Origin of the sequence: Pseudomonas sp. 43mfcvi1.1 (genome assembly GCF_900115935.1) — a bacterium.
In the GTDB taxonomy this organism is placed as follows: Bacteria; Pseudomonadota; Gammaproteobacteria; order Pseudomonadales; family Pseudomonadaceae; genus Aquipseudomonas; species Aquipseudomonas bijieensis.
This window is the reverse complement of the sequence record NZ_UETT01000001.1, coordinates 250,082-275,896: the sequence shown is the minus strand read 5'-3', so window position 1 is coordinate 275,896 and position 25,815 is coordinate 250,082. Positions and strand designations below refer to the sequence as shown.

Genomic DNA, 25,815 nt, shown 5'->3' with positions numbered 1-25,815 from the left:
TGGGTTTCTCGCAGCGGTTCGTCAGGTTGACTGCATTTGTTTTTTGGGGCCGCTACGCAGCCCAGCGGGAGCAAGCTCCCTCGCCACAGTTAGCCAGCCATCAGTGTTTGCGCGCCAGGAACTCCAGCAATGCCTCGGTCACGAATTCCGGGTTCTCCAGGTTGGAGATATGCCCCGCCTCCGGAATCAACACATGGGGGCAGCCGATCAGCTCGGCCATTTCCAACGCCTCGGACGGTGGACGTGGCTTGTCCTGGTCGCCGCACATCACCACTGTACGCTTGGCATCCAGCGCATGCAGGCGCGGCAGGATGTCGTCCCGACCGAAAATGATCCGCCCCAGCGGCACGATGCTGTCGCGCAGGCGATCGGTCGGCAACGCGGCCAATGTGGCGCGGAACTGTTGATAGAGCGCCGACTGCGGGTCGATACCCGGCCGGAAGAAGATCGGCACGACGATGTCCAGCAACGGCTCGGGAATGCTGCCACTGGCTTCGATCTTGTCGAACAGTGAAAAATAATAAAGGCGGGTCGGCTCCGGCTCGACGCCGACGTAGGTGTCCATCAATACCAGCGACTGCACGCGCTCAGGTGCCGCCAGCGCCAGCCGAGCGCCCCACATCCCGCCCACCGAAAGCCCCACCAGGTGGAAGCAGTCGATGTCCAGGTGATCCATCAACGTCAATGCCTGGTGGGCCAGGTCGTCCAGGGAGGTCATGCCCTCAGGCAACTGCCCGGACTGACCGTGGCCCCATAGATCCAGGGCAATGACCCGAAAATGCCGGGACAACACCTCGATCTGCGGCGCCCACATGGTGTGGTCCCACAGATAGCTGCTGCCCAGCAACACCACCGGGCCTTGGCCTTGGTCCAGGTAGTGAAGCGGTTGTCCGTCGATCGTTGCAAAGGGCATGGGTGACCTCCTTGTTTGAGTCTGGAAAAAAAGCCTTGGAAGACTGAGCTGCGCAGGCTGAGCAGTCAACCTTTGAGCCGGCAGTGCCTGTGCTGTCCCCATCGCGGGCAAGCCTTGCTCCCACAGGGATTGCTGCTTGAACACAAACAATCTGCTCGCAGCCGATCCCTGTGGGAGCAAGGCTTGCCCGCGATGAGGTCTTCATAGACGCCGCAAAACTACAATCCTTCCAATTGCGCCATCAAATCATTCAACCGATCCACCTTCTCCTCAGTGATCTCACTGGCCGCCAACCCATCGATGTACTCGGCCAGTTCCTGCACCGTGCTGCATTCGAACATCGCCCGCAGCGGCATGTTGCGTTGCAGGGCCTTTTGTACCCGCGAGGCGATTTGTGTCGCCAGCAAGGAATGACCGCCCAGCTCGAAGAAGTTGTCCCGCACCCCCACCCGCTCGACTTTCAGCACCTGGGCCCAGATGTCCGCCAGGGTCTGTTCCAACTCATTGCCGGGGGCTTGATAGTCCTGGCTTTGCAACTGGCCGATCTCCAGGGCTGGCAAGGCCTTGCGGTCGAGCTTGCCGTTGGCGTTGAGGGGCAGGCGATCGAGCCACAGCCAGTGCAGCGGCACCATGTATTCCGGCAGCTCGGTCCGCAGGCGCTGCTTGATACGCTCCAGGCGTTCGGCGGGCTTCAGCGCCGAGTCGGTGGCAACGAGGTAGCCCACCAGATGCTTGCCATTGGCGCCCTCCTGCACACCCACCGCCCCATCGCGCACTTCCGGTTGTTCATGCAAGCGCGCTTCGATTTCCCCCAGTTCGATGCGGTAGCCGCGGATTTTCACCTGATGGTCGATACGCCCGACGTACTCCAGAATCCCGTCGCTGCGCCGCCGCGCCAGGTCACCGGTGCGGTATAGCCGTTCTCCCGGCGCCCCGAACGGGTTCGGTACAAAGACCGGGGCGGTGCGCAACGGATCGCTGACATAACCGCGCCCTACCCCGGTGCCGGCCACGCATAACTCACCCACCGCGCCCAACGGCACCAGGTCCAGCGCGCCATCGAGCAGGTACAGGCGATTGTTGTCGGTGGGCGTGCCAATCGGCAGGTAAGTGCCACGGGTCGAGGCCAGGTCGACCCGGAAAAACGCCACGTCATCGGAGCATTCCGCCGGGCCGTAGGCGTTGACCAGGCCAATGTCCGGGTAACGCAACAACCACTGATGGGCCAGTTCCGGCGGCATCGCTTCGCCGGTGGGCAACATCCAGCGCAGGCCATCCAGGCCGATGCGCTCCTGGGCGAGCATGCCCTGGATCAGCGACGGCACGCTTTCCAGCACGGTGATGCCTTGCTGCTGCACATGCTCGAGCAGCCCTTGCGGATCGTGAGCGATGGCGTTGGGCACAATGTCGACCCGGGCACCGAACAACGGCGCGGCCAGGAACTGCCACACGGAAATATCGAAGCTCTGGGACGCCGTCTGGGCGATCACATCCGCCTCGCTCAGCGCCAGGTACGGCACTTTGCTGAGCTGGTTGTTGAGCATGCCCCGCTGTTCCACCATCACGCCTTTGGGCAGGCCGGTGGAGCCGGAGGTGTAGATCACGTAGGCGAGGTTGTCCGGCCCGCTACGGACGCCAGGGTTTTGTGGTGAAAAGTCGCCGGCCTGGACGTTTTCCCATACCAGCAACTTTGGCCGCCCGGCACAGGCGAACTCGTCCAGCAACGCCTCGGCCTGGGCCTGGCAGGCCTGAGTGCAGACCAACAACGGCGTGCGGCTCAGTTCGATGATGCGGCTCAGGCGCTGGCTCGGCAGCCCCGGATCCAGCGGCAGGTAGCCGGCACCGGCCTTGAAGCTGCCGATGATCATGCCCAGCAGGTCTGCATCCCGTTCAGCCAGCAGTGCCACCGGCTGATCCAGGCCGACGCCGACAGCGATCAAGGCGTGGCCGAGGCGGTTGCTGCGGGCATTCAACTCGGCGTAGCTGTAGCTCGCCTCCAGGCAGCTGACGGCGATGCGTTGCGGATGGGCGGCAACCCGGGCCTCGAACAGCTCGACGTAACTTTGCTCCAGCGGATAGGCATGCTCGCTCTGGTTGCAGCCGTCGATCAGGAAATCCTGTTCTTCGGCACCGATCAGCGGCAGCTCGGCCATGTCACCGTGCAAACCTTCCATCAGCGCCAGCAGCAAGCGCTTGAACTCGCCGAGCAAACCCTGGACGGTGGACTCATCGAAGTAGCGCTGGTCATACGAAAGGTGCAGCCCCAGGTCATCCCCCGGATAGCAGACCGCCGTCAGCGGGAAGTTGGTGTGGGTACGGCCCGAGTCGGAGGTGGCGTTGAGGCTTTGGGCGCGGTCCAGCACCGAGACTTCCACTGGGGCGTTCTCGAACACGAACAGGCTGTCGAACAGCGGCTGGCCCTTGGGCAGTTCGCTGACCTCCTGGATACTCACCAGCGGCAGGTATTCGTACTCGCGCAGTTGCATGTTGCTGTCCAGCAAAGTGCTGAGCCATTGGCGCACGCTGCACGGCTGATGGTCTTCAGGCATCCGCACCCGCAAGGCGATGCTGTTGATGAACAGCCCCACGGTGCGTTGCATCTGCGGCAGCTCCACCGGACGCCCGGCGACGGTGACGCCGAACAGTACGTCGCGATCACCGCTGACTCGCCGCAGCACCAACGCCCACGCCGCCTGGGCGAAGGTGTTGACCGTCAGTTGATGGGCCGGGGCCAGTTCCCGCAACCGCGCACCGTCCCGGGCATCGAGACGGGTGTAGCAGTCACCGACGATCATGCCGCCGCTGTCACCGGCGTGCTCACGCAGGAACGGCCGGTCGCTGGGGATCGGGGTGGTCCGCTCGAAGCCTTGCAGGTTGTGCTTCCACCACTGCCGGGCTTCGGCCAGGCTCTGGTGTTGCAGCCAACCGATGTAGTCGCGATAGCGCGGCGGCACGGCCAACTGTGGTTCGCGGTTTTCACCCTGGGCGGTGTAGATCTCGAAGAAGTCGTCCATCAGCAGCGAACGGCACCAGGCATCGATCAGGATGTGATGGTTGCTCATCATGAACCAGTAGCGTGCCGCGTCGACCCGGATCAGCCGCAGGTGGAACGGCGCCTGGTTCAACAGATCGAAACCTGCCTCGCGCTCGTTCTTGAGCAGCGCCTGGAGCTTGGCTTCCTGGGCGTCTTCGGGCACTTGCGACCAGTCGAGATACTCCACCGGCGAGCTGCCAGGCTTGTGGATGATTTGCAGCATGTCTTCGCCGACGTTCCAGCAGAACGAGGCGCGCAAGGCTTCATGCCGGGCGATCACCGCCTGCCAGGCCCGGGCGAAACGCTGCGGGTCCAGTTCGCTGTTGATGCGGTAGCGGTCCTGCATGTAGTACAGGCCCGTGCCCGGCTCCAGCAAGGTGTGCAGGAGCATGCCTTCCTGCATCGGTGTCAGCGGGTAGACGTCTTCGATTTGCCCGGCCGGTACGGGCAGGCTGTCGAGCTGGCCCTGGGTCAGCTTCGCCAGGGGGAAGTCCGATGGCGTCAGACCGCCCGCCTCGTCCGTCAGGCAATGTTCGATCAGGCGTTGCAGCTCGTCGAGGTAGGCCTCGGCCAATGTGGCAATGACTTGTCGATCATGGCGCTCGGCACTGAAGGTCCAGCGCAGCACCAGCTCGCCACCGCTGACCTGGCTGTCGACGCTCAGTTCATTGGGCAGCGGCGCGGCGGGATCGTGGATCGCGCCCAACGGCGCATCCAGCGGCTGGAGCAGCGCAGCTTGACCCAGGGTCTGGTCGAGTTGGCCCAGGTAGTTGAAGGTGATCGCCGCTTGCGGCAGGCCGGCCATCGCTTCGCGAGTCGCCGCGTCCGCCAGGTAGCGCAGCACACCATGGCCGAGGCCCTTGTGGGGCACTGTGCGCAGTTGCTCCTTGATGGCCTTGATCGAGGCACTCAAGCCTTCGGCCGCCGGACTCAGGCGCACGGGATAGACGCTGGTGAACCAACCCACGGTGCGGGTCAGGTCGATGTCGTCGAACAGAGCTTCACGGCCATGGCCTTCGAGCTGGACCAGGACCGATGCATGGCCGCTCCAATGGCACAGCACCCGGGCCAACGCGGTAAGCAGCAAGTCGTTGACCTGGGTACGGTAGGCACTCGGCGCCTGTTGCAGCAGTTGCCGGGTACGCTCGGCGTCCAGGCGCACACTGACGGTTTGCGCGTGACGCTCCTGGAGCCCGCCGTCGGGATTCGCGCACGGCAGCGCCCCCTGCGCGCCACTCAACTGCGCTTGCCACCAACCCAGTTCCTCGCGCAGGGATTCGCTGCCGGCGTAGGCCTGCAAGCGCGCGGCCCAATCCCGCAAGGGGCTGGTCTTGGCCGGCAACTGCGCCTCCCGCCCAGCGGTGAGCTGGCGATAAATGGTTTGCAGATCGTCCATCAGCACCCGCCACGACACGCCATCCACCACCAGGTGATGGATGACGATCAGCAACCGTTGCTGACCATCAGGGAGCTGCGCCAGCACTGCGCGCAGCAATGGCCCGGTCGATAGATTGAAACGGCTTTGCGTCTCGGCAAACAACGCTTCACAAGCCTGCACGGTGTCTACCGACAGGTGCTGCAACAGCGCAACGTCAGACAATGGTTGGTGCTCGGCGCGCCAGTGCCCGGCGGTTTCGCCGAAGCCCAGGCGCAGGGCATCGTGGTGCTGGAAGACAGTGCGCAGCGCCTGCTCCAGGAGTTGCGGCTCCAAGGCCGAGGTCGGTTCCAGCACCAGCGCCTGGTTCCAGTGATGCCGGTTGGGGATCTGGCGCTCGAAGAACCAGTGCTGGATCGGCGTCAACCCCGATTCACCCTGCAACAGGCCCTGCTCGGCGTGCACCTGCTGGCTGCGCGTGGCAACGGCGGCCAGGGTCTGTACGGTCTGGCGCTGGAACAAGTCCCGGGGCGTGAAATGAATGCCTTGCTGCCGGGCGCGGCTGACCACCTGGATGGACAGGATCGAATCGCCGCCCAGCTCGAAGAAGTTATCGTTGAGGCCCACCTGCCCCACGTTCAGCACCTCGCACCAGATCGCCGCCAGGGTCTGCTCCAGGGCGTTGCTCGGCGCCACGTAGTGTTGGCGATTGAGCTCAGGATCAGGCATTGGCAAAGCGCGGCGGTCGAGCTTGCCGTTGGCGGTCAGCGGCATGCTCGCCAGCAGGATCAGATGGGTGGGCACCATGTAGTCCGGCAACTGGGCCTTGAGGTGATTTTTCAACGCTTCGCGCAGGGCTGCTTGTTGCTCGCCATCCTGGCTGGCGATGTCGCTCACCAGGTAGCCGGCCAGTTGCTTGCCTCCGGGCGCGTCGAGGGCCAGTACCACGGCTTCGCGCACCACCTCATGTTCCAGCAGGCGGCTTTCGATTTCCCCCAGTTCGATACGGAAACCACGGATTTTCACCTGATGGTCGATGCGTCCGAGGTATTCCACCAAGCCATCGGTACGCTGGCGCACCAGGTCGCCGGTGCGATAAAGGCGTCCGCCGGCGGTGGCGAACGGGTCGGCAACGAAGCGCTCGGCAGTCATGCCCGGACGCAGGTGATAACCCTGGGCCAATCCCGCGCCGCCGACGTACAACTCACCCGTGGCGCCTTGCGGCACCAGCGCCAGGTCGGCGTCGAGGATGTACGCCACCCGGGCGCCAATCACACTGCCAATCGGCACACTGGCCGCGCCCTCTTCCAGTTGCTCCGGGGCCAGGCTCGCCAGTGGCATGACCACGGTTTCGGTCGGGCCATAGGCATTGAAGAACTGACTCGGGCTGAATGCCGCGCGAATGCGTTGCAAATGCTCACCGGTCAGGGCCTCGCCGCCGGTGATGCACATGCGCACCGGCAGGGTTTGCCCTTGGGTCGTCAACCATTGCGCCAACTGGCTGCCGTAGCTGGGGGTAAAACCGAGGATGTTGACGCGATGCTGGCGAATCAGCCCGCAGATTTCCTCAGCATCCCATTGGCCCTGGGCCCGCAGCACCACCTGGGCACCAGTGAGCAGCGGCACCAGCAGGCGCTCGGTGGCGGCGTCGAAGTTGATGGAATAAAAATGCAGCTCGCAATCGTCCGGGCGCATGCCGAAACGCTGGATCACTGCCTGGCAATGCATGGCGATTTCACCGTGGGACACCACCACGCCCTTGGGCTTGCCGGTGGAACCGGAGGTGTAGATCAGGTACGCCTGGTGCTGCGGCAGATTGATCAATGGCAACGGTTGATCCGGGTATTGCGCCAGGGCCGCCGAATCGTCTTCCAGGCACCAGCAACCCAAACCCTCGGGCAACGCACCGAGGGCCTGGAACATCGCCCGGTCACTGAGCAGCAAACCGACGCCGCTGTCCTCGATCATGTAGCTCAAGCGGTCCAGCGGGTATTCCGGGTCCAGCGGCACATAGGCACCGCCGGCCTTGAGGATCGCCAGCAGACCGATGACCATCTCCAGCGAGCGCTCCAGGGCCAGGCCGACCCGCACCTGCGGCCCGACGCCTCGCTCACGCAGCATCCAGGCCAGGCGATTGGCGCGGCTGTTCAGTTGCCCATACGTCAGGGTCTGTCCGGCGAAGGTCAGGGCCGGCGCGTCGGGTCGAGCCTTGGCCTGTTCGTCGAACAGTGGGTGAATGCATTGATCCAGGCGATGCGCACCGGGCTCGACACCCAGGCTATCGAGCATCCGTTGCTGTTCGCCAGCGTCCAGCAATGGCAGCTCGCTCAGTCGTCGGCTTGGATCGACCAGCAAGGCTTCCAACAAATTGCGCCAGTGCCCGGCCATGCGCGCGATGCGCGGTTCGTCGAACAGGTCGGTGCTGTAGGTCAGACAGCAGCCCAGGCGCTGGTCGAGGTCGGTGACTTCAAGGTTGAGGTCGAACTTCGTCGCGCAGGCGTCGTTGACCAGGTATTCAACCGTCATGCCGGCCAGCGTACGGCTCTGCTGAAACTCCCAGCGCTGCACGTTGCACATCACTTGGAACAGCGGGTTATAGGCGGCGCTGCGCGGTGGTTGCAGGGCTTCCACCAGATGATCGAAGGGCAAATCCTGATGGGACTGGCCTTCGATGACGGTGTGGCGCACTTGTTCGAACAGTTCGCCCACCGACATCTGTCCGTCGAGCTGGCAACGCAACACCTGGGTGTTGAGGAACGCCCCGATCAGCCCTTCGCTTTCCGGGCGGATACGGTTGGCCACCGGCGCGCCGATGCGCAGGTCGGTCTGGCCGCTGTAGCGATAGAGCAGCACGGCCAGGGCGGCGGTCATGGTCATGAACAGGGTCAGGCCCTGTTGCGCGTTGAAGGCGCGGACCCGCGCGGCCAGGTCATCGCTGAGGTCGAAACGGAACAGTTCACCGCGGTGGCTTTGCACCGGCGGGCGCGGGCGGTCGCCGGGCAGTTCCAGCAACGGATGTTCGCGGCCCAGTTGCGCGGTCCAGTAGTCCAACTGCCGCTGGCGCTCGCCCGACTCCAGCCACTGGCGCTGCCAGACGCTGTAGTCCAGGTACTGCACCGGCAAGGGTTCCAGCGGCGATTCGCGGTCGTCGATAAAGGCCTCGTACAGCGCGCTCAATTCACGAGCGAAAATGTCCATCGCCCAGCCTTCGGTGACGATGTGATGCAGCGTCAGCACAAAGTAATGCTCATGCTCGGCGGTCTTGACCAGGCAGGCTCGCAGCAGCGGCCCGGTTTCCAGGTCGAAGGGCTTGTGAGCCTCGCTACCGGCCAATTGCTGGACCCGCTGTTCGCGGATGTCAGCAGCCAGCATCGAGAAATCCTTCCAGTCCATGCGCAGGCCTGTCTCGCTGTGCACCTGCTGGCGGGCCACGCCGTCGACGCTCGGGAACGTGGTGCGCAGGGTCTCGTGGCGCAGGATCAACGCCTGCAACGCGGCCTCGAAACGCCCGACATCCAGCACCCCGCGCAAGCGCGCCATGCCACCGACGTTGTAGGCCGGGCTGTCGGGCTCCATCTGCCAGAGGAACCACATGCGCTGCTGGGAATACGACAGCGGCACCGGTTGGCTGCGGTCGACCATCTCGATGGGCGGCTGGCGGTTGGTCTGGCCACTGGCCTGGATCAAGCGCACCTGTTCGGCGAACGCCCCCAGTTCACTGGCCTCGAACAGCGCCCGCAACGGCAGCTCGACATCACAGGCCTGGCGGGTACGGGAAATGATCTGGGTCGCCAGCAGCGAATGGCCGCCGAGGGCAAAGAAATCGTCCCGCAGGCCGATACGCTCCAGCCCCAGCACGTCGCGCCAGATGCCGGCGATTTGCTGCTCCAGGGCGCTGGCCGGCTCGACGTGCTCGCGCACCTGCCACTGCGGCTCGGGCAAGGCGCGACGGTCGAGCTTGCCGCTCGGGCTCAGGGGCATGGCGTCCAGGCGCAGCAGTTGGGCAGGCACCATGTAATCCGGCAGTTCGGCGGCCAGGGCGGTCTTGAGCCGGCGGTTCAACTCGTCCTGGTCTTGAGCGACCTCCGGGGCGGTGTAGTAGCCGATCAACTGCGGGCCGGCCGAGGTGGCGCGCACCAGCACCGCCACTTGGGCGACGCCGTCCTGGGCCAGCAGGCGCGCTTCGATTTCCTGCGGTTCGACCCGGAAGCCGCGCAGCTTGACCTGCTGGTCGAGACGGCCGAGGTATTCGATCACGCCGTCGGCATTCCAGCGTGCCCGGTCACCGGTCCGGTACAACCGTGCACCGGCCAGCCCCAATGGGTCGACGACGAAACGCTCGGCGCTCAGGCCAGGACGGCCGAGGTAACCCCGGGCCAGGCCCAGGCCGCCGATGCACAGCTCGCCCGGGACACCGGCCGGTACGGGATTGAGGTCGCTGTCGAGCACCCGGCACAGCACGTTGCCCAGGGGCCGACCGATCGGCGAGCGCTCGCCATCGGCTTCGGTGCAATGCCAATGGGTGACGTTGATCGCGGTTTCGGTCGGGCCATAGCGATTGTGCAGCTCTGCCAACGGCAGTTGCGCCAACACCCGGTTGCGCAACTCGGCCGGCAAGGCTTCGCCGCCAGAGAACACCCGGCGCAGGCTGGTGCAGCGGGCGCTCAGCGGTTCATCGACAAACAGGTTGAGCAACGGCGGCACGAAGTGCAGCGTGGTGACGCCAAACTGCTGGACCAACTGGGCGATGCGGTGCGGGTCACGGTGTTCGCCAGGGCCGGCCAGTACCAGTTGGCTGCCGGTGATCAGTGGCCAGAAGCACTCCCATACCGACACGTCGAAGCTGATGGGGGCTTTTTGCATCAGCACGTCGGTTTCATCCAGCGCGTAAGTGGCCTGCATCCATTGCAGGCGCTCGGCCAGGGCGGCGTGGGTGTTGCCGACGCCCTTGGGTTGGCCGGTGGAGCCGGAGGTGTAGATCACGTAGGCCAGGTGATCGCCGTGCAAGTGCAGGCCCGGCGGATTGCTCGGCCATTGCTCCAGGTGCAGGGCGTCCATGGCGATGACACTGACGCCCTCGCAGGCCGGCAAGCGTTCGAGCAACGCGGTTTGCGTCAGCAGCAGATCGACACCGCTGTCGGCCAGCATGTAGGCCAGGCGCTCGGCCGGATAGTTGGCATCCAACGGTACGTAGGCACCACCAGCCTTGATGATCGCCAGCACACCGATAAGCAGTTGCGGCGAGCGCTCGGCGGCAATCGCCACGCACACGTCCGGGCCAACGCCCTTGTCCCGCAGGTAATGAGCCAGGCGATTGGCCTGGGCATGCAGCTCGGCATACTCGAGTTGACCACCGTCCCAGCGCAGGGCGAGCCGTTGCGGCGTGCAGCGGGCCTGCTCGTTCAACAATTCCGGCAGCCATTGGCTGGCCGACACGCACGGAGCCGCGCCCCACTGACGCTGTTGGCTGTGTTCATCGGCGGTCAATAACGGCACGTCGCCGATCGCTTGTTGCGGATCCGCGCAGACTGCCCGCAACAGGTTGCAGTAATGCACCGCCAGCCGCTCGATGGTCGCCGCCTCGAACAGTTCATCGGCGTAGTCGAACGACAGCGTCAACCGGCCGTTGCGATCTTCTTCGCTGTGCAGTTGCAGGTCGAACTTGGCTTCGCGGCTGTGCCACGGCAACTCCTCGGCCAGCAACCCCGGCAGGCGCCGCAACGCCCCCAGGTCACGTTGCTGGTGGTTGAACATCACCTGGAACAGGCCTTGCTCGCGCGCCTGGGGAAACGCTTCGAGCAGTTGTTCGAACGGCAGGTCCTGGTGGGCCTGGGCACCGAGCGTGGCTTCCCGGGCCTGGGCCAGCAGCGCAGCGAACGGCTGACGCGAATCGACCTGCCCGCGCAGGACCTGGGTGTTGATGAAGAAGCCGATCAACCCCTGGGTCTCCAGGCGCGGACGGTTGGCGTTGGGCACACCGATGCGAACGTCGGATTGCCCGGTGTAACGCTGCAACAGCGCCTGGAAGGCTGCCAGCAACAGCATGAACGGGGTTGCGTCATGGGCTTGGGCCACTTGGCGCAAGGCATCACCGAGACCTTTATCCAGACGCAGGCTATGGCGTGCGGCGCTGCGCTGGTGTTGCGCGCTACGGGGATGATCCGTGCTCAGCGCCAGGGCCGGATGTTCGTCGCCCAGTTGTTGCTTCCAGTACGTCAGCTGACGCTCGGCCTCCCCTTGGGCCAGCCACTGGCGCTGCCAACTGCCGTAGTCGGCGTATTGCAAAGGCAACGGCGCCAGCCCGGCGACCTGGCCTTGGGATGCAGCGGCGTACAACCGGGAGAACTCTTCGATCAACACATTCATCGACCAGCCATCGGCGATGATGTGGTGCAGCGTCACCAACAACTGATGGTCATCCTCGTCGCGGCGCAACAGGGTGACGCGCAGCAGGGGCCCCTTCTCCAGATCGAACGGCATGGCCGCTTCGTCTTCTCGAATCTGCTGCGCCCGGGTTTCACGCACGTCGTCAGGCAGGTCGCCGAGGTCGATTACATGCAGCTTGAATTCGCCCGCCGGATCGACCTGTTGCAGGGCCACGCCGTCACGTTCCAGGAAGCGCGTGCGCAAGGACTCATGACGCTCGATTAGTTGCTGGAAGCTGGCGCGCAGCGCGTCTTCGTCCAGTTCGCCGCGCAGGTGCAAGGCGCCGGGAATGTTGTAGGCGAGGCTCGTCGGATCAAGCTGCCAGGTGATCCACAAACGGTTCTGCGCCAGGGATTGCGGCAGTGGCGCATGGCGCGGCAACGCACTGATCGCGCCCAGGGCCTGGCCACCGCCCTGTTGCAGGTTCGCCACCGTCGCCGTGAACGCGGCCAGGGTCGGGGCTTCGAACAGCAGGCGCAAATTGAGCGTCAGCCCCAAGGTTTCGCTCAGGCGTGCGATCACCTGGGTGGCGGCGATGGAGTTACCGCCCAGCAGGAAGAAATGGTCATCAGCCTGGACTCGCTCGATCTGCAATTGCTCACGCCAGACTTGGCCGATAAGGGTTTGCAATTCAGAGGACGGCGCAGGTTCATCGGCCACGTCCACGTCCACGTCCACGTCGGCTGACGGAAACTGTGCATAGCTGTCCAAGCTGCCGTCGGCCAGTCGGGTGCGGCAGGCCGAACGCTGCAACTTGCCGCTGGAGGTCTTGGGCAATGCGCCGGGATTGAGCAGCACCACCACGCCAGGGGCTTGCTGACAGGCCTCGGCCACGGCCTGGCGAATGGCTTTGATCAAGGCTTCCGGCGGCAGGATTTTCTGCACGCTGCGGCTGATTTCCGCAGCGATGCCGATGCCTTCCTCGCCATTGTCGGTGACCGCGAACGCCGCCACCCGGCCCTTGCGCACCACCTCCACTTCGCGCTCGATGGTTTGCTCGATGTCCTGGGGATAAAGGTTATGCCCACGCACGATCAACAAGTCTTTCAGGCGACCGGTGATGAACAGCTCGCCGTCGCGCAGGAAACCCAGGTCGCCGGTGCGCAACCAGGTCCGGCCATCATGCTGGACAAAGGTCTTGGCGCTGGCTTCGGGGTTGCGCCAATAGCCCAGGGCAATGCTCGGGCCGGCGGCCCAGACTTCACCGACCTGATTGTCGGCCAGCGGCTGCAACGTGGCCGGCTCAACGATCAGCACCGCGTGCCCGGGCTGGCTGACACCACAACTCATCACCGCACTGCCCTGCCCAGGCTCGGCACGGTTTTGCGCCAAGGCCGCGTCATCCACCCGCAGCGAAGGAATGCCCTGGCGACGTGGCGTGCCGGCGACGAACAAGGTCGCTTCGGCCAGGCCGTAGGAAGCCATGAAATTGTCCGGCGTGAAGCCGCACGGGGCGAACTTCTCGGCAAAACGCTCCAGTGTGTCGAGGCGGATCGGCTCGGAGCCGGAATAGGCCACGCGCCAGCCGCTCAGGTCCAGACGCTGGAGGGCCGAGTCACTGACTCGTTCGCTGCACAATCGATAGGCGAAGTCCGGTCCGCCGCTGATGGTGCCACCGTATTCGCTGATCGCTTCGAGCCAGCGCAGGGGCCGGGCCAGGAAGTAGGCCGGCGACATCAATACGCATGGGACGCCGCTGAACACCGGCTGCAACAAGCCGCCGATCAAGCCCATGTCGTGGTACAGCGGCAGCCAGCTGACGATGACGTCATCGGGGTTCAGGTCGATGCCGAAGCCGTGGCGGATCAGCAATTCGTTGGCTACCAGGTTGCCGTGGCTGACCTGCACCCCCTTGGGCAATGCGGTGGAGCCGGAGGTGTATTGCAAAAAGGCAATGTCATCGTCCTGCAGCACCGGCATCCGCCAGTGCCCGGCACGGGCCGGGTCGAGGGTATCGACGCACAACACCGGCGGCGCCGCTTCGATGGCTTGCAACGGCTCGCGCAGATCGCTGCTGGTGAGCAGCAGGCGCGGTTCGGCGTCTTGGATGATCGACAGCAAGCGCTCCTGATGATGGCGACGGGCGGACTCCGGTGGATAGGCCGGCACCGCAATCACCCCGGCATAGAGGCAGCCGAAGAATGCCGCGACGTAATCCGGGCCGCTGGGGAACAGCAGCACGGCGCGATCGCCCAGCGCCGCTTCGGCTTGCAAGGCGGCGGCGATAGTTCGGGCACGCAGGTCCAGGTCGCGATAACTCAACACCACACCCTGCCCGGGGGTGTCGGCGAGGAAGCGCAGGGCCACCCGGTCCGGCGTCAACGCGGCGCGGCGCTGGAGGGCATGAGCCAGGGTGCTGGGGAGTTCGAACGCGTCGGTCATGGGGGTTTCCTGCCTGAATTCGGCTTGCAAGTTGTCACCCATGGGAACGGATAGCGCCGGCAAATAATTAGTCGGGGCGCCCTCTCACCGAAGCCTGCGGCGCAGCAGCCAACCGCCATGCGCCGCGGCAATGGGTCGCGGCACCGAGGCTGGACTTTATTGCATCAATAATTCTTCTTCTCAATTGACAATCATTATCATTAAGCCTAATTTGGCCGTCGATGTGTAGGACGGGTCCGGCATCCGGCCGTCCTGCTAACTTTTTGCAGCAAGGTGAATTCCATGACGGAACAAGTATCCACAAGCAGGTGCGACTCACCGTTACTCCAGGCATTCGTCGATAATCGAATGATTCTGGTCAAGATCGCGGCGCGCATTACCGGCTGCCGGTCCCGCGCGGAAGATGTAGTGCAGGACGCGTTTTTCCGGCTGCAATCGGCGCCCCAGATCACCTCCTCGTTCAAGGCACAGCTCAGCTACCTGTTCCAGATCGTGCGCAACCTGGCGATCGATCACTACCGCAAGCAGGCGCTGGAACAGAAATACTCGGGGCCGGAAGAGGAAGGGTTGAACGTGGTGATCCAGGGTGCTTCGCCAGAAACCTCCCACATCAACTTCTCCACCCTGGAGCACATCGCTGACGCGCTGACCGAACTGCCCAGCCGCACCCGCTATGCCTTCGAGATGTACCGCCTGCACGGCGTGCCACAGAAGGACATCGCCAAGGAACTGGGCGTCTCGCCGACCCTGGTGAATTTCATGATCCGCGATGCCCTGGTGCATTGCCGCAAGGTGTCGGGGGTTCGGGGGGATACCTTCGCCCGGCGGTAATGCGGGCAGCAGTTCCGGCCCCATCGCGGGCAAGCCTTGCTCCCACAGGTTACCTGTTCACAAAAAGGTGCCTGATAGAGCTCCTGTGGGAGCAAGGCTTGCCCGCGATAGCGTCCTGACGGCCGCCACTTGTGCCGAGCTGAACCTCACATCAACCCACACCGATCAAAAAACCGCTCACGCCCCAGGATCATCAGCGCCGCGCGCTTGTGGGGAAAATCGAATTCCTTTTCACAATGGAAACACTGGTTGTGCAGGTGCCCAATCATCCTGGCATTGTCGGCCCGGGGCTCGGCCACCACGCGCTGGGTGCGCGGGTCGTCCAGGAACAGGTAATGCACCAGCGCCGACAGCCAACTCGCCACCTTGTGCGGCCCCCGGTGTTGCTCTTCGCCCACCAGCATGTGGATACCGCGGTCATAGTTCCCGGCGTCATAGAACGGCGCGATGCGGTCTTCCTTGGCCCAATAGGCTTCGAAATAAGCGAACGGTTGATCATCGAAACAACCGATCAGGGTCAAGACCCGGGGATCGGCCTGCAATTTGCCCAGGTACTCGCGATGCTGTTCCAGGCTGCCCTCCTCCTGCCAGAAGCTCGCCACCCGAGGGCTGTTTTGCCAGCGGTTGAAACGCTCCAGGTCCTGCTCGATTTCCAAGGTACGCAAGGACACCCAGGCCCCCAGCCGCGCATCAAAACGCCGATACACCTCGCCACGCGGCTTCATGGGCCGGCGTGGATGACGCTGGCCATCGGTGATGATCATGTGCTGTGGGTAACTGCCGTTGAACGATTCCCCCAGCCAGGGCTGCGGCAGTTGCCAGAACATCGTGCGCTCGCAAATGTATTCACCGGCGCGCTCGGTGCCCGTCAACAAACCGCTCAGCAAGGCTTCGCCAGGACGCTCGTCGAGGTGCCAGGTCAGGCGCTGGCAGTCGGGATCGCGAGCAAACAGCCAATAGCAGGCCGCCCACAGCGCCGGGCCTACCGGGCGGTCATGGATTTCCTGCAAGTGCACATGCAACTGCGGGCCACGCACAAGGCGCAGCCGGATCAGCGGCGCACCTTCGAGCATCAGGCTCAGGTGGCGTTCGGTTTCATCGGCGCCGAGACGACGACCGCCAGGCAAAGGCAGCGTTGTCGGCTGATTGAGGTTGGACATGGAAGGGGCTCGCGTATTCGTCGGTAGTCAACGTGGGACGTGAGCCGGGAAGGGAAATTTAGTGTCACCTTCAATGGGAGTGCGCGGGCACCAGATGAATCTGGTAGGGCTGGAAAATTTTCAGCAACTGACCGTCATCTCGCAGCTTTTGCAGCAACTGTGCAAACGCCTCACTGGAGATGGGCGCCTGCGGCCGGATCAGCGCGTAATGGTGGTAAATCTGATCGATACGTTCCGATACCAGCAATTGCGGGCCGACTTCAGGATTGCGCAACACGTAATCGTTGAGGTACGAACGGGTCACCAGGGCGATATCCGCGCGCCCTCGCAACACCATCAACAAGTTGCTGTCGTGGGAATAGGTCAGCGTGGCGTTGTATTGGCCAGCGAGGAACTTGGGGTCGGCGTTGAACTGGGCGAAGGCGTAGTGATAGCCGCTGAACAGGGCCAGGCGCTTGCCCCTGAGGTCTTCGAAATAACTTTGCTGGCGATCCGCCTGGCGCTGGGAGACGAAGACTTCCGCATCTTCCAGGCCCATGTCTACCGAGGTATGCGGCACATCCTGCCAACCCCATTCGGGGTTTTCGAAAATCGCCATGTCGACCCGGCCCTGCTTGAAATCATTGAACCGGCGCGGGATCGACGTCGGCACCAGCACGAACTGATAGTCGGTTTGCGACTGGTTCAAGGCCTCCACCATTTGCGGCAACAGGCCCGTGTCGGCGCCGTTCTCGGGACGAACGGTATAAGGCGGAAAATGTGCCGCGCCGATCCGCACCAGTTGCGCCGCCTCGATGGGCAACGCCAGGAAAACGGCCAGAGCAGCCAGCAGCAGACGCGAGGTCATCCCCATCGATGAAAACGTCAAGATAACCCACTCCCCAAAAGTCCCCATCAATACAATCAAGCTAGGCGGTTTCAGCCACTTAGCCAGCCACACGATCGTTTAAGGCACTGTTCGACTATTGTTTTTTTCAAGCACCAGGATCAAGGCTTGCTCGGCCAGCTCATCGAGACTCAGGCTGCCTTCGGTGCGAAACCAGGTGGTGGTCCAGGATAGCGCTCCCGTGAGGAACCGCCGGGTAATGAACACGTCCCCGCGAATATACCCGGCCTCCTTGGCCTGGCCCAGGACCTCGAGCCACAAGTCTTCATAAATATCACGCAGGGCCAACACCTGCCGTTGCCCTTGCTCCGATAGCGAACGCCATTCATAGACCAGCACCGCCATGGCCTCGCCGGTGCCGCCCATGATCGACTGCAATTCGCAGCGGATCAGCGCCAGTACCCGCTCGCGCACGCTATCGGCCTCGGCCAGGGCGGCGCGCATCAGGGCGGTGTTGTAGCGGATGGTTTCTTCCATCACCGCCCGCAGGATCTCATCCTTACTCTTGAAATGGTGAAAGATGCTTCCCGATTGAATGCCCACGGCACTGGCCAGGTCACGCACCGTGGTGCGCTCGAAGCCTTTGTTGCGAAACAGGTGGGCGGCGGTCTGGAGCAGTTTGCCGCGAGCACTGTCCGGGTCGGTCAGTTGCCCGTTGTCGACCAGCTCACGCATCACGCCCAGGGCTTTTTGCTCGTCCACCCATTCTCTCCTACAGTCGATCAACCAACGCGCGGGCATTGCACACCAAATCATCAGTGGCGCGGGCAATTTAAGCCGAGCGAGCCAACCAAGCAAGCGCTCGGCAGAAGAACCCGCGGTCGTTTACATACCAAGCGCTTGCTTGGTAGTCTCGATCCACCTTTGCCGGAGGCAACGCCATGCCAAAAACGATCCGTATCGGTTGCGCCAGCGCCTTCTGGGGCGATACCTGTACCGCGGCGGCGCAACTGGTCGAGGGCGGGGCTCTGGATTACCTGGTGTTCGACTATCTGGCCGAGGTGACGATGTCGATCATGGCCGGCGCGCGCCTGAAGGACCCGCTGAGCGGCTATGCCACGGACTTCATCGAGGTCCTTACACCGCTGCTGCAGCGTTTGCATGCCGATGGGATCCGCGTCATCAGCAACGCCGGCGGGGTCAACCCCCAAGCCTGTGCGAAGGCCCTGCAAGCGGCCTGCGACCAGGCGGGCGTGCCGTTGAAGATCGCCGTGCTGCTGGGCGATGACCTGCAACCGCAATTCGAACAACTCGCCGCCCAGGGCATCCGTGAAATGTTCAGTGGCGAGCCCCTGCCATCAGCGTGCGTCTCCATCAACGCCTACCTCGGCGCGCCCGGCATCGTCGAAGCGTTGCGCCTGGGAGCCGACGTCGTGATCACCGGCCGCGTGGTGGACAGCGCCGTGGTCAGCGCCGCCCTGATACATGAGTTCGGCTGGGCCTGGCACGATTACGACAGATTGGCCCAGGCCGCGCTGGCCGGGCATCTGATCGAATGCGGCGCCCAGTGCACGGGCGGCAACTTCACCGACTGGCAGGACGTACCGGATTACGAACACATCGGCTTTCCCATCGTCGAGGTCAGCGCCGACGGCCAGTTCCTGGTCACCAAGGCCGAAGGCAGCGGCGGGTTGATCACGCCGTTGACCGTTGCTGAGCAGTTGCTTTACGAAATCGGCGACCCGCAAGGCTATCTTCTGCCGGACGTGATCTGTGATTTCAGCCAGGTCAGGTTGGTCCAGCAAGGCAGGCACGCCGTACGGGTCCACGGGGCCAAGGGCCTGCCACCCACCGACCAGTACAAGGTTTGCGCCACCTGGCCGGACGGCTGGCGCTGCACCGCCACCTGCCTGATCGCCGGCATCGATGCGGTGGCCAAGGCTGGCCGGGTCAGTCAGGCGATCATCGACAAGACTTCGCAAATGTTCGACCAGCGTGGCTGGGCGCCCTACAGCGAAGTGAACATCGAACTGCTGGGCAGCGAAGCCACTTACGGTCAGCACGGTCGGCGCCGGGACAGCCGTGAGATCGTCATCAAGCTGGCGGTACGGCACCCGGACAAGCAGCCGCTGACGCTGTTTTCCAGGGAAATCGCCCAAGCCGCCACCGGCATGGCGCCAGGGCTGACCGGCCTGGTCGGCGGCCGGCCGACGGCGTCCCCATTGATTCGCCTGTTCTCGTTCCTCATCGACAAAGCCAATTGCCAGCCCGAAATCGAAATCGACGGCCAACGCCACCCTTGTCCCCTGCCCACTTTCGAACCACTGGACACCGCCGACCTGCCAGTCGCCCCGGACCTGCCCAAACCCCAGGGCCGGGCCGATGCCAGCGTGCCGCTGGTCAAACTGGCGGTGGCGCGCTCCGGCGACAAGGGCAACCACAGCAACATTGGCGTGATCGCCCGCAAGCCCGAATACCTGCCCTGGATCGCCGAAGTGCTGACGCCGCAGGTGCTGGTCGACTGGATGAGCCACGTGCTCGACCCGCGATTGGGCCGAGTCGAACGCTGGTACCTGCCGGGCACTCACAGTTTGAATTTCCTGCTGGAAAACGCCCTTGGTGGCGGCGGTGTCGCCAGCCTGCGCATCGATCCCCAGGGCAAGGCGTTCGCCCAGCAGTTGCTGGAGATCCAGATACCGGTGCCGCAGCACATTGCAGACCGGGTCAACTAAGGGATGGTCGCCATGGCCTATGTCAGTCACACATGATGAGCAGGTTGAATTGAATCTGTGGCGAGGGGATTTATCCCCGCTGGGCTGCGCAGCAGCCCCCAAAACAGTCAACTCAAACCATTGCACGCATTTAGGGCCGCTTCGCGCCCCAGCGGGGATAAATCCCCTCGCCACAGGGTTCTGCGCTAATCCGTTTGAAAGGAGGCTGCATGCCGGTCATCGAATCGCACCTGGATCCCCACAGCGCTGACTTCGCGCGCAACCACGCGGCGATGCTGGCCGGCGTCGAACAGTTGCGCCAGCTCGAACAGGCCGTGGTGGACAAAGCCACCCAGGCCCAGGGCAAGTTCGACCAGCGCGGCCAACTGTTGCCGCGCCAGCGCCTGAACCTGCTGCTCGACCCTGGCGCCCCGTTCCTCGAGCTGGCGAGCCTGGCCGGCTACAAACTTCATGACGACAAGGATGGCAGCCAGGCCGGCGGCGGCCTGATCGCCGGGATCGGCTACGTGTCCGGGGTGCGGGTGCTGGTGGTGGCCAACAACAGCGCGATCAAGGGCGGCACTATTTCCCCCAGTGGCCTGTACAAGACCCTGCGCCTGCAACAGATCGCCATGGAAAACAAACTGCCGGTCATTACCCTCGCCGAAAGTGGCGGTGCCAATCTCAATTACGCCGCGCAGATTTTCGTCGAAGGCGCGCGCTGCTTCGCCAATCAGGCGCGGATGTCGGCCATGGGCTTGCCGCAGATCACCGTGGTGCATGGCTCGGCCACCGCGGGCGGTGCCTATCAGCCGGGTCTGTCGGATTACGTGGTGGTGGTGCGCGACAAGGCGCGACTGTTCCTGGCCGGGCCGCCATTGCTCAAGGCCGCAACCGGCGAAGTCGCCACCGAGGAAGAACTGGGCGGCGCACAAATGCATGCGCAAGTGGCGGGCACCGCCGAATACCTGGCCGAGAACGATGCCGACGGCATCCGCCTGGCCCGGGAAATCCTCGGCATGCTGCCCTGGAACAGGCAACTGCCGCCACAGTCCGAACCACGCTGGGCGGAGCCACTGTATCCAACCGAAGAACTGCTGGGATTGATCCCCGAAGACCCGAAGAAGCCCTACGACGTGCGGGAAATCATCGCGCGCATTGCCGACGGCTCGAATTTCCTCGAATTCAAAGGCGAATTCGATCCACAGACCATCTGCGGCCACCTGCACATTCGCGGTCATGCCTGCGGCCTGATCGGCAACAACGGACCGATCACGCCCCAGGGCGCGAGCAAGGCCGCACAGTTCATCCAGTTGTGCGACCAGAGCCGCACGCCGTTGCTGTTTTTGCACAACACCACCGGGTTCATGGTCGGCACCGAGTCGGAACGCCAGGGGGTGATCAAGCACGGTGCCAAGATGATCCAGGCCGTGGCCAATGCCCGGGTGCCCAAGCTGACCGTCGTGGTGGGCGGCTCCTATGGCGCCGGCAATTACGCCATGTGCGGTCGCGGGCTCGACCCGCGCTTCATCTTCGCCTGGCCCAACAGCCGCACCGCCGTGATGGGTGGTGCCCAGGCCGGCAAGGTGCTGCGCATGGTCACCGAAGCTACCCAGCTCAAAAACGGCCTGACCCCGGACCCGAAGATGCTGGACCTGCTCGAACAGACCACTGCGCAGAAACTCGACAGCCAGTCCACCGCCCTCTACGGCAGCGCCAACCTGTGGGACGACGGGCTCATCGACCCGCGGGACACCCGCACGCTACTGGGCTATTTGCTGGACATCTGTCACGAGGCCGAGCACCGGCCACTGCAAGCCAACAGCTTCGGCGTGGCCCGTTTCTGAGGACGCTCCACGACTCACAGGAGAACAATAAAAATGATCTTCACCCAGGAACACGAAGCACTGCGGCGCACCGTTCGCCAGTTTGTCGAGCATGACATCAACCCCTACGTCGACGAATGGGAGAAGGCCGGGCGTTTCCCCATCCACGAGATTTTCCGCAAGGCTGGCGAGCTGGGCCTGTTGGGTATTTCCAAGCCACCGGCATTCGGCGGCATGGGCCTGGACTACAGCTATTCGATCGTCGCAGCCGAGGAATTCGGCACCATCCATTGCGGCGGCGTACCGATGTCCATCGGCGTGCAAACCGACATGTGCACCCCTGCCCTGGCCCGCTTCGGCTCCGATGAACTGCGCGAAGCATTCCTGCGCCCGGCCATCCGCGGCGAACAGGTGGGCTGCATCGGTGTCTCGGAGGTCGGCGCCGGCTCCGATGTCGCCGGACTCAAGACCACGGCGCGCAAGGACGGCGACGACTACGTCATCAACGGCAGCAAGATGTGGATCACCAACTCACCAAGCGCCGATTTCATTTGCCTGCTGGCCAACACCTCGGATGACAAACCCCACGTCAACAAATCGCTGATCATGGTACCGATGCACAGCCCCGGCATCAGCCTCGGTCAGCACCTGGACAAACTCGGCATGCGCAGCTCGGAAACCGCCCAAGTGTTTTTCGATGACGTGCGGGTGCCGCAACGCAATCGTATCGGCCAGGAAGGGGCCGGATTCATGATGCAGATGCTGCAGTTCCAGGAAGAACGCCTGTTCGGCGCGGCCAACATGATCAAGGGCCTGGAGCATTGCATCGACAGCACCATCGAGTACTGCAAGGAGCGCAAGACCTTCGGCACGGCCCTGATCGACAACCAGGTGATCCATTTTCGCCTGGCGGAACTGGCCAGCGAGATCGAATGCCTGCGAGCGCTGGTCTACCAGGCCACCGAGCAGTACATCAACGGCCAGGACGTCACGCGGCTGGCGTCGATGGCCAAGCTCAAGGCCGGGCGCCTGGCCCGGGAAACCACCGACAGTTGCCTGCAATACTGGGGCGGCATGGGCTTCATGTGGGACAACCCGGTGGCCCGTGCCTATCGCGACGTGCGACTGGTGTCCATTGGCGCCGGTGCGGACGAGATCATGCTGGGGATCATCTGCAAACTCATGGGGATTTTGCCGGGGAAAAAATAATGAATACATCGCCTGCCAGGCTGCCATCGCGAGCAAGCTTTGCTCCCACAATGCCTGGTGAGTGCATTCGCCTGTGGGAGCAAAGCTTGCTCGCGATGAGGCCCTGATAGCCACCGCAAACCCCAGGAGTGACCATGCCCACCTTCAGCAAGATCCTCATCGCCAACCGCGGCGAAATCGCCTGCCGGATCCAGCGCACCGCCCAGGCCCTGGGTTATCGCACGGTGGCGGTATTCAGCGAAGCCGACGCCGACGCGCTGCACGTGCGCATGGCCGATGAAGCCGTGCTGATCGGCCCGGCTCCGGTGCAGCAATCCTACCTCGACCCTTCGGCCATTCTCGATGCAGCCCGGCGCTGCGGTGCCGATGCGATCCATCCCGGCTATGGCTTGCTCTCGGAAAATGCCGGCTTCGCCAAGGCCTGCGCCGAGGCAAGTCTCGTGTTCATCGGCCCCAGCCCCGAGGCCATCGACCTGATGGGCAGCAAACGTCGCTCGAAAATCGCCATGATCGAAGCCGGCGTTCCCTGTATCACCGGCTACCAGGGCGCCGCCCAGGACGATGACACGCTGCAGCGCGAAGCCGGGCGCATCGGCTACCCGTTGATGATCAAGGCCAGCGCCGGTGGCGGAGGCCGAGGGATGCGCCTGGTCCAGCGCGCCGAGGATCTGCTGGAGCAGTTACGCAGCGCGCGCTCGGAGGCCTTGCACGGCTTCGGCAACGACGAGTTGATCCTCGAACAGGCCTTGCTCGATCCGCGTCATGTGGAGGTACAGATTTTCGGCGACCACCACGGCCAACTGATCCACCTGGGCGAACGCGACTGCTCGATCCAGCGTCGCCACCAGAAAATCATCGAGGAAGCGCCCTGCCCGGTCATGACCGCCGAACTGCGCCAGGCCATGGGCGACGCGGCGCTCAAGGCGGGGCGCGCGATGAGTTACGTCGGTGCCGGCACCGTGGAGTTCCTGCTCGCTGGGGACGGCCGGTTTTACTTCCTGGAGATGAACACGCGCCTGCAGGTCGAACACCCGGTCACCGAGCTGATCACCGGCCTGGATCTGGTGGCCTGGCAATTGGACGTCGCCGCCGGCAGGCCCCTGCCCCTGCGCCAGGACCAGGTGACGCTCAGCGGCCATGCCATGCAAGTGCGGCTGTACGCCGAAGACCCGGCGGCGGATTTCCTGCCCCAGACCGGTCGACTGATCGGCTGGGAGCCGCCCATACGGGACGGCGTGCGAGTCGACCATGGCCTGTTGGAGGGCCAGGCCATCACCCCGTTCTACGATTCGATGCTGGGCAAACTCATCGTTCACGGCGCCACACGCGAGGAGGCCCGGCGCAAATTGTTGCGAACGGTGGAAGATTGCGTATTGCTTGGCGTCCAGAGCAACCAGCGATTGCTCGCCGCGTTGCTGGCACATCCGCAGTTCATCGACGGCGACTTCGGCACCGGCTTCATCGGGCAGCACTTGGCCAATCATCCGGCGCTCCTGCCTCTTGAGCCCTCGGCCGAACAGCTCGCCATCGCCGCGGCGGCGTTTTATCAAGCCTCACAGGCACGCTATGCCCCTGGCCTGGGCGGATGGCACAACAACATCGGCGCGGCGCTGCACTACCGGATCGGCGCTGGGGAGCACGACTGGGTGCTGAGCCTGGTGGCCGAAACCGGCGGGAGGCTCAGCATCCGCAGTGCCGGGCGCTTGATCGAACTGAAACTGCTCGACGTTGACCTCCATGGCGCAACGCTGGTCATCGACGGGATTCGCCGCCGGCATGGGTGGCGCCTCGATGGCCACGATCTTTGGCTGTCTACCCGCCCCGGCGGCCTGCACTTGCAAGACCGGACCCACGCCCCCATCGCCGCCAAGGCCAGTGCCAGCGACGGGACGCTCGAGGCGCCAATGGACGGCGCCATCGTCGAGCTGCTGGTCAGTGAAGGCAGCACGGTGCGCCAAGGCCAACTGCTGATAGTGCTTGAGGCGATGAAAATGGAGCACCCGCTCAAGGCCGGCATCGACGGCGTGGTCAGGCAATTGCAGGTCATGCGGGGTGATCAGGTGAAAAACCGTCAGGTTTTGTTGCGTGTCGAAACAGGCCACTAGTCGGATGCCAAGGGTTTGACTACGCTCAAACCCATCAGCACGCCGACACCGGGAACCCTGCGATGCCTCACTGGCTGGTGATTGATCTGGAGGCCACCACCGATGAAGGTGGCTGGCCGGTAACCGAAATGGAAATTATCGAAATCGGCGCCACGCTGGTGAATCGTGACGGCCGCGAGGTGGATCATTTCCAGCGCTTCGTGCGGCCCTTGAGACGACCGCTGCTGACGCCTTTCTGTCGCGAACTGACCCACATTACCCAGGCCAATATCGACGGTGCCGCGCCCTTGACCGAGGTCTGGCCGGCATTCGAGCGCTGGCTGGCGCCGTATCACCCGAATCTGGAAAGCTGGGTCAGTTGGGGCGATTACGACCGCAAGCAACTGCTTCAGGAATGGCAGCACCAGCAATTGCACAGTGTCCTCGGCCAGGTACCGCATATGAACCTCAAGCAACGCTTCGCCAAGGCCCGTCGGCTGGAACGACCACTGGGGCTCAACGGCGCGTTGCAACTGGCTGGCCTGCAGTTCTGCGGTCAACAGCACCGTGCGCTGGAAGATGCCCGCAATACCGCACGGTTATTGCCCCTGGTACTTCCCGGTTGAGCGGCAACCACCTACCGGCCGACAGATGACGAATGTTGAAGCCTTGTGCATACTGGCCGGCCTTTTTCAGCCCCTTTTTCGAGGAATCGCCCATGTTCAAAGTCAACGAGTACTTCGACGGCACCGTCAAGTCGATCGCTTTTGGCACTGCCGAAGGCCCTGCGACCATCGGCGTCATGGCACCGGGCGAATATGAGTTCGGCACGGCCCAACGTGAAATCATGCACGTCGTCTCCGGCGCCCTGACCGTGAAGCTGCCTGACAGCACCGACTGGGAAACCTACGAGGCCGGCAGCCAGTTCAATGTGCCGGCCAACAGCAAGTTCCAGCTCAAAGTGGCCGTCGATACCGCCTACCTGTGTGAATACCGCGGCTGATTCGGCAGATAACCCTGCGGCGAGGGGATTTATCC

12 protein-coding genes are annotated in these 25,815 nt (G+C 63.7%); 7 read left to right on the top strand and 5 right to left on the bottom strand.

Features of this window, described 5'->3' with window-relative positions:
- Positions 1–100 precede the first annotated feature (100 nt).
- Together DTP52_RS01240 and DTP52_RS01235 are read right to left on the bottom strand one after the other, a co-directional pair.
- Entirely contained in the window at positions 101–913 is an 813-nt protein-coding gene (locus DTP52_RS01240) for an alpha/beta fold hydrolase (protein ID WP_109751490.1), read from the bottom strand.
- A 218-nt stretch (positions 914–1,131) separates the two neighbouring features.
- Positions 1,132–14,130: a non-ribosomal peptide synthetase gene (locus DTP52_RS01235; RefSeq protein WP_109751489.1), complete on the bottom strand. Its 12,999-nt coding sequence runs from the start codon at positions 14,128–14,130 to the stop codon at positions 1,132–1,134.
- A gap of 282 nt (positions 14,131–14,412) precedes the next feature.
- Between DTP52_RS01235 and DTP52_RS01230 the strand changes: the two genes are divergently transcribed.
- Positions 14,413–14,961, top strand: a complete 549-nt coding sequence (locus DTP52_RS01230; RefSeq protein WP_025212663.1) for an RNA polymerase factor sigma-70 — start codon at positions 14,413–14,415, stop codon at positions 14,959–14,961.
- Between the two features lie 146 nt (positions 14,962–15,107).
- Here the strand turns inward: DTP52_RS01230 and DTP52_RS01225 are convergent, their stop codons facing one another.
- From DTP52_RS01225 to DTP52_RS01215, 3 genes are all read right to left on the bottom strand, one after another.
- Complete coding sequence (locus tag DTP52_RS01225) at positions 15,108–16,121, bottom strand: GNAT family N-acetyltransferase (protein ID WP_109751488.1); 1,014 nt, start codon at positions 16,119–16,121, stop codon at positions 15,108–15,110.
- 70 nt (positions 16,122–16,191) lie between these two features.
- Entirely contained in the window at positions 16,192–16,968 is a 777-nt protein-coding gene (locus DTP52_RS01220; RefSeq protein WP_109751487.1) for an ABC transporter substrate-binding protein, read from the bottom strand.
- A gap of 99 nt (positions 16,969–17,067) precedes the next feature.
- A complete protein-coding gene (locus DTP52_RS01215; RefSeq protein ID WP_109751486.1) occupies positions 17,068–17,709 on the bottom strand; it encodes a TetR/AcrR family transcriptional regulator in 642 nt (213 codons plus the stop codon).
- Positions 17,710–17,888: 179 nt separating this feature from the next.
- On the opposite strand from DTP52_RS01215, the gene DTP52_RS01210 reads away from it, so the two are divergent.
- The 6 genes from DTP52_RS01210 (at position 17,889) to DTP52_RS01185 (ending at position 25,780) form a co-directional block, all read left to right on the top strand.
- Positions 17,889–19,679 (top strand): acyclic terpene utilization AtuA family protein, encoded by a 1,791-nt coding sequence (locus DTP52_RS01210; RefSeq protein ID WP_109751485.1) that lies wholly within the window; start codon positions 17,889–17,891, stop codon positions 19,677–19,679.
- A gap of 209 nt (positions 19,680–19,888) precedes the next feature.
- On the top strand, positions 19,889–21,505 hold the full coding sequence (gene atuC, locus DTP52_RS01205; protein ID WP_109751484.1) for a geranyl-CoA carboxylase subunit beta: 1,617 nt from the start codon (positions 19,889–19,891) through the stop codon (positions 21,503–21,505).
- A gap of 33 nt (positions 21,506–21,538) precedes the next feature.
- Positions 21,539–22,693: a citronellyl-CoA dehydrogenase gene (gene atuD / locus DTP52_RS01200; RefSeq protein WP_109751483.1), complete on the top strand. Its 1,155-nt coding sequence runs from the start codon at positions 21,539–21,541 to the stop codon at positions 22,691–22,693.
- A gap of 134 nt (positions 22,694–22,827) precedes the next feature.
- On the top strand, positions 22,828–24,798 hold the full coding sequence (locus tag DTP52_RS01195; protein WP_109751482.1) for an acetyl/propionyl/methylcrotonyl-CoA carboxylase subunit alpha: 1,971 nt from the start codon (positions 22,828–22,830) through the stop codon (positions 24,796–24,798).
- A gap of 62 nt (positions 24,799–24,860) precedes the next feature.
- The gene (locus tag DTP52_RS01190; RefSeq protein WP_109751481.1) at positions 24,861–25,403 is read left to right on the top strand and encodes an exonuclease domain-containing protein; all 543 of its coding nucleotides are present in this window, start codon (positions 24,861–24,863) and stop codon (positions 25,401–25,403) included.
- A 92-nt stretch (positions 25,404–25,495) separates the two neighbouring features.
- On the top strand, positions 25,496–25,780 hold the full coding sequence (locus DTP52_RS01185; protein WP_109751480.1) for a pyrimidine/purine nucleoside phosphorylase: 285 nt from the start codon (positions 25,496–25,498) through the stop codon (positions 25,778–25,780).
- Positions 25,781–25,815: the final 35 nt, after the last annotated feature.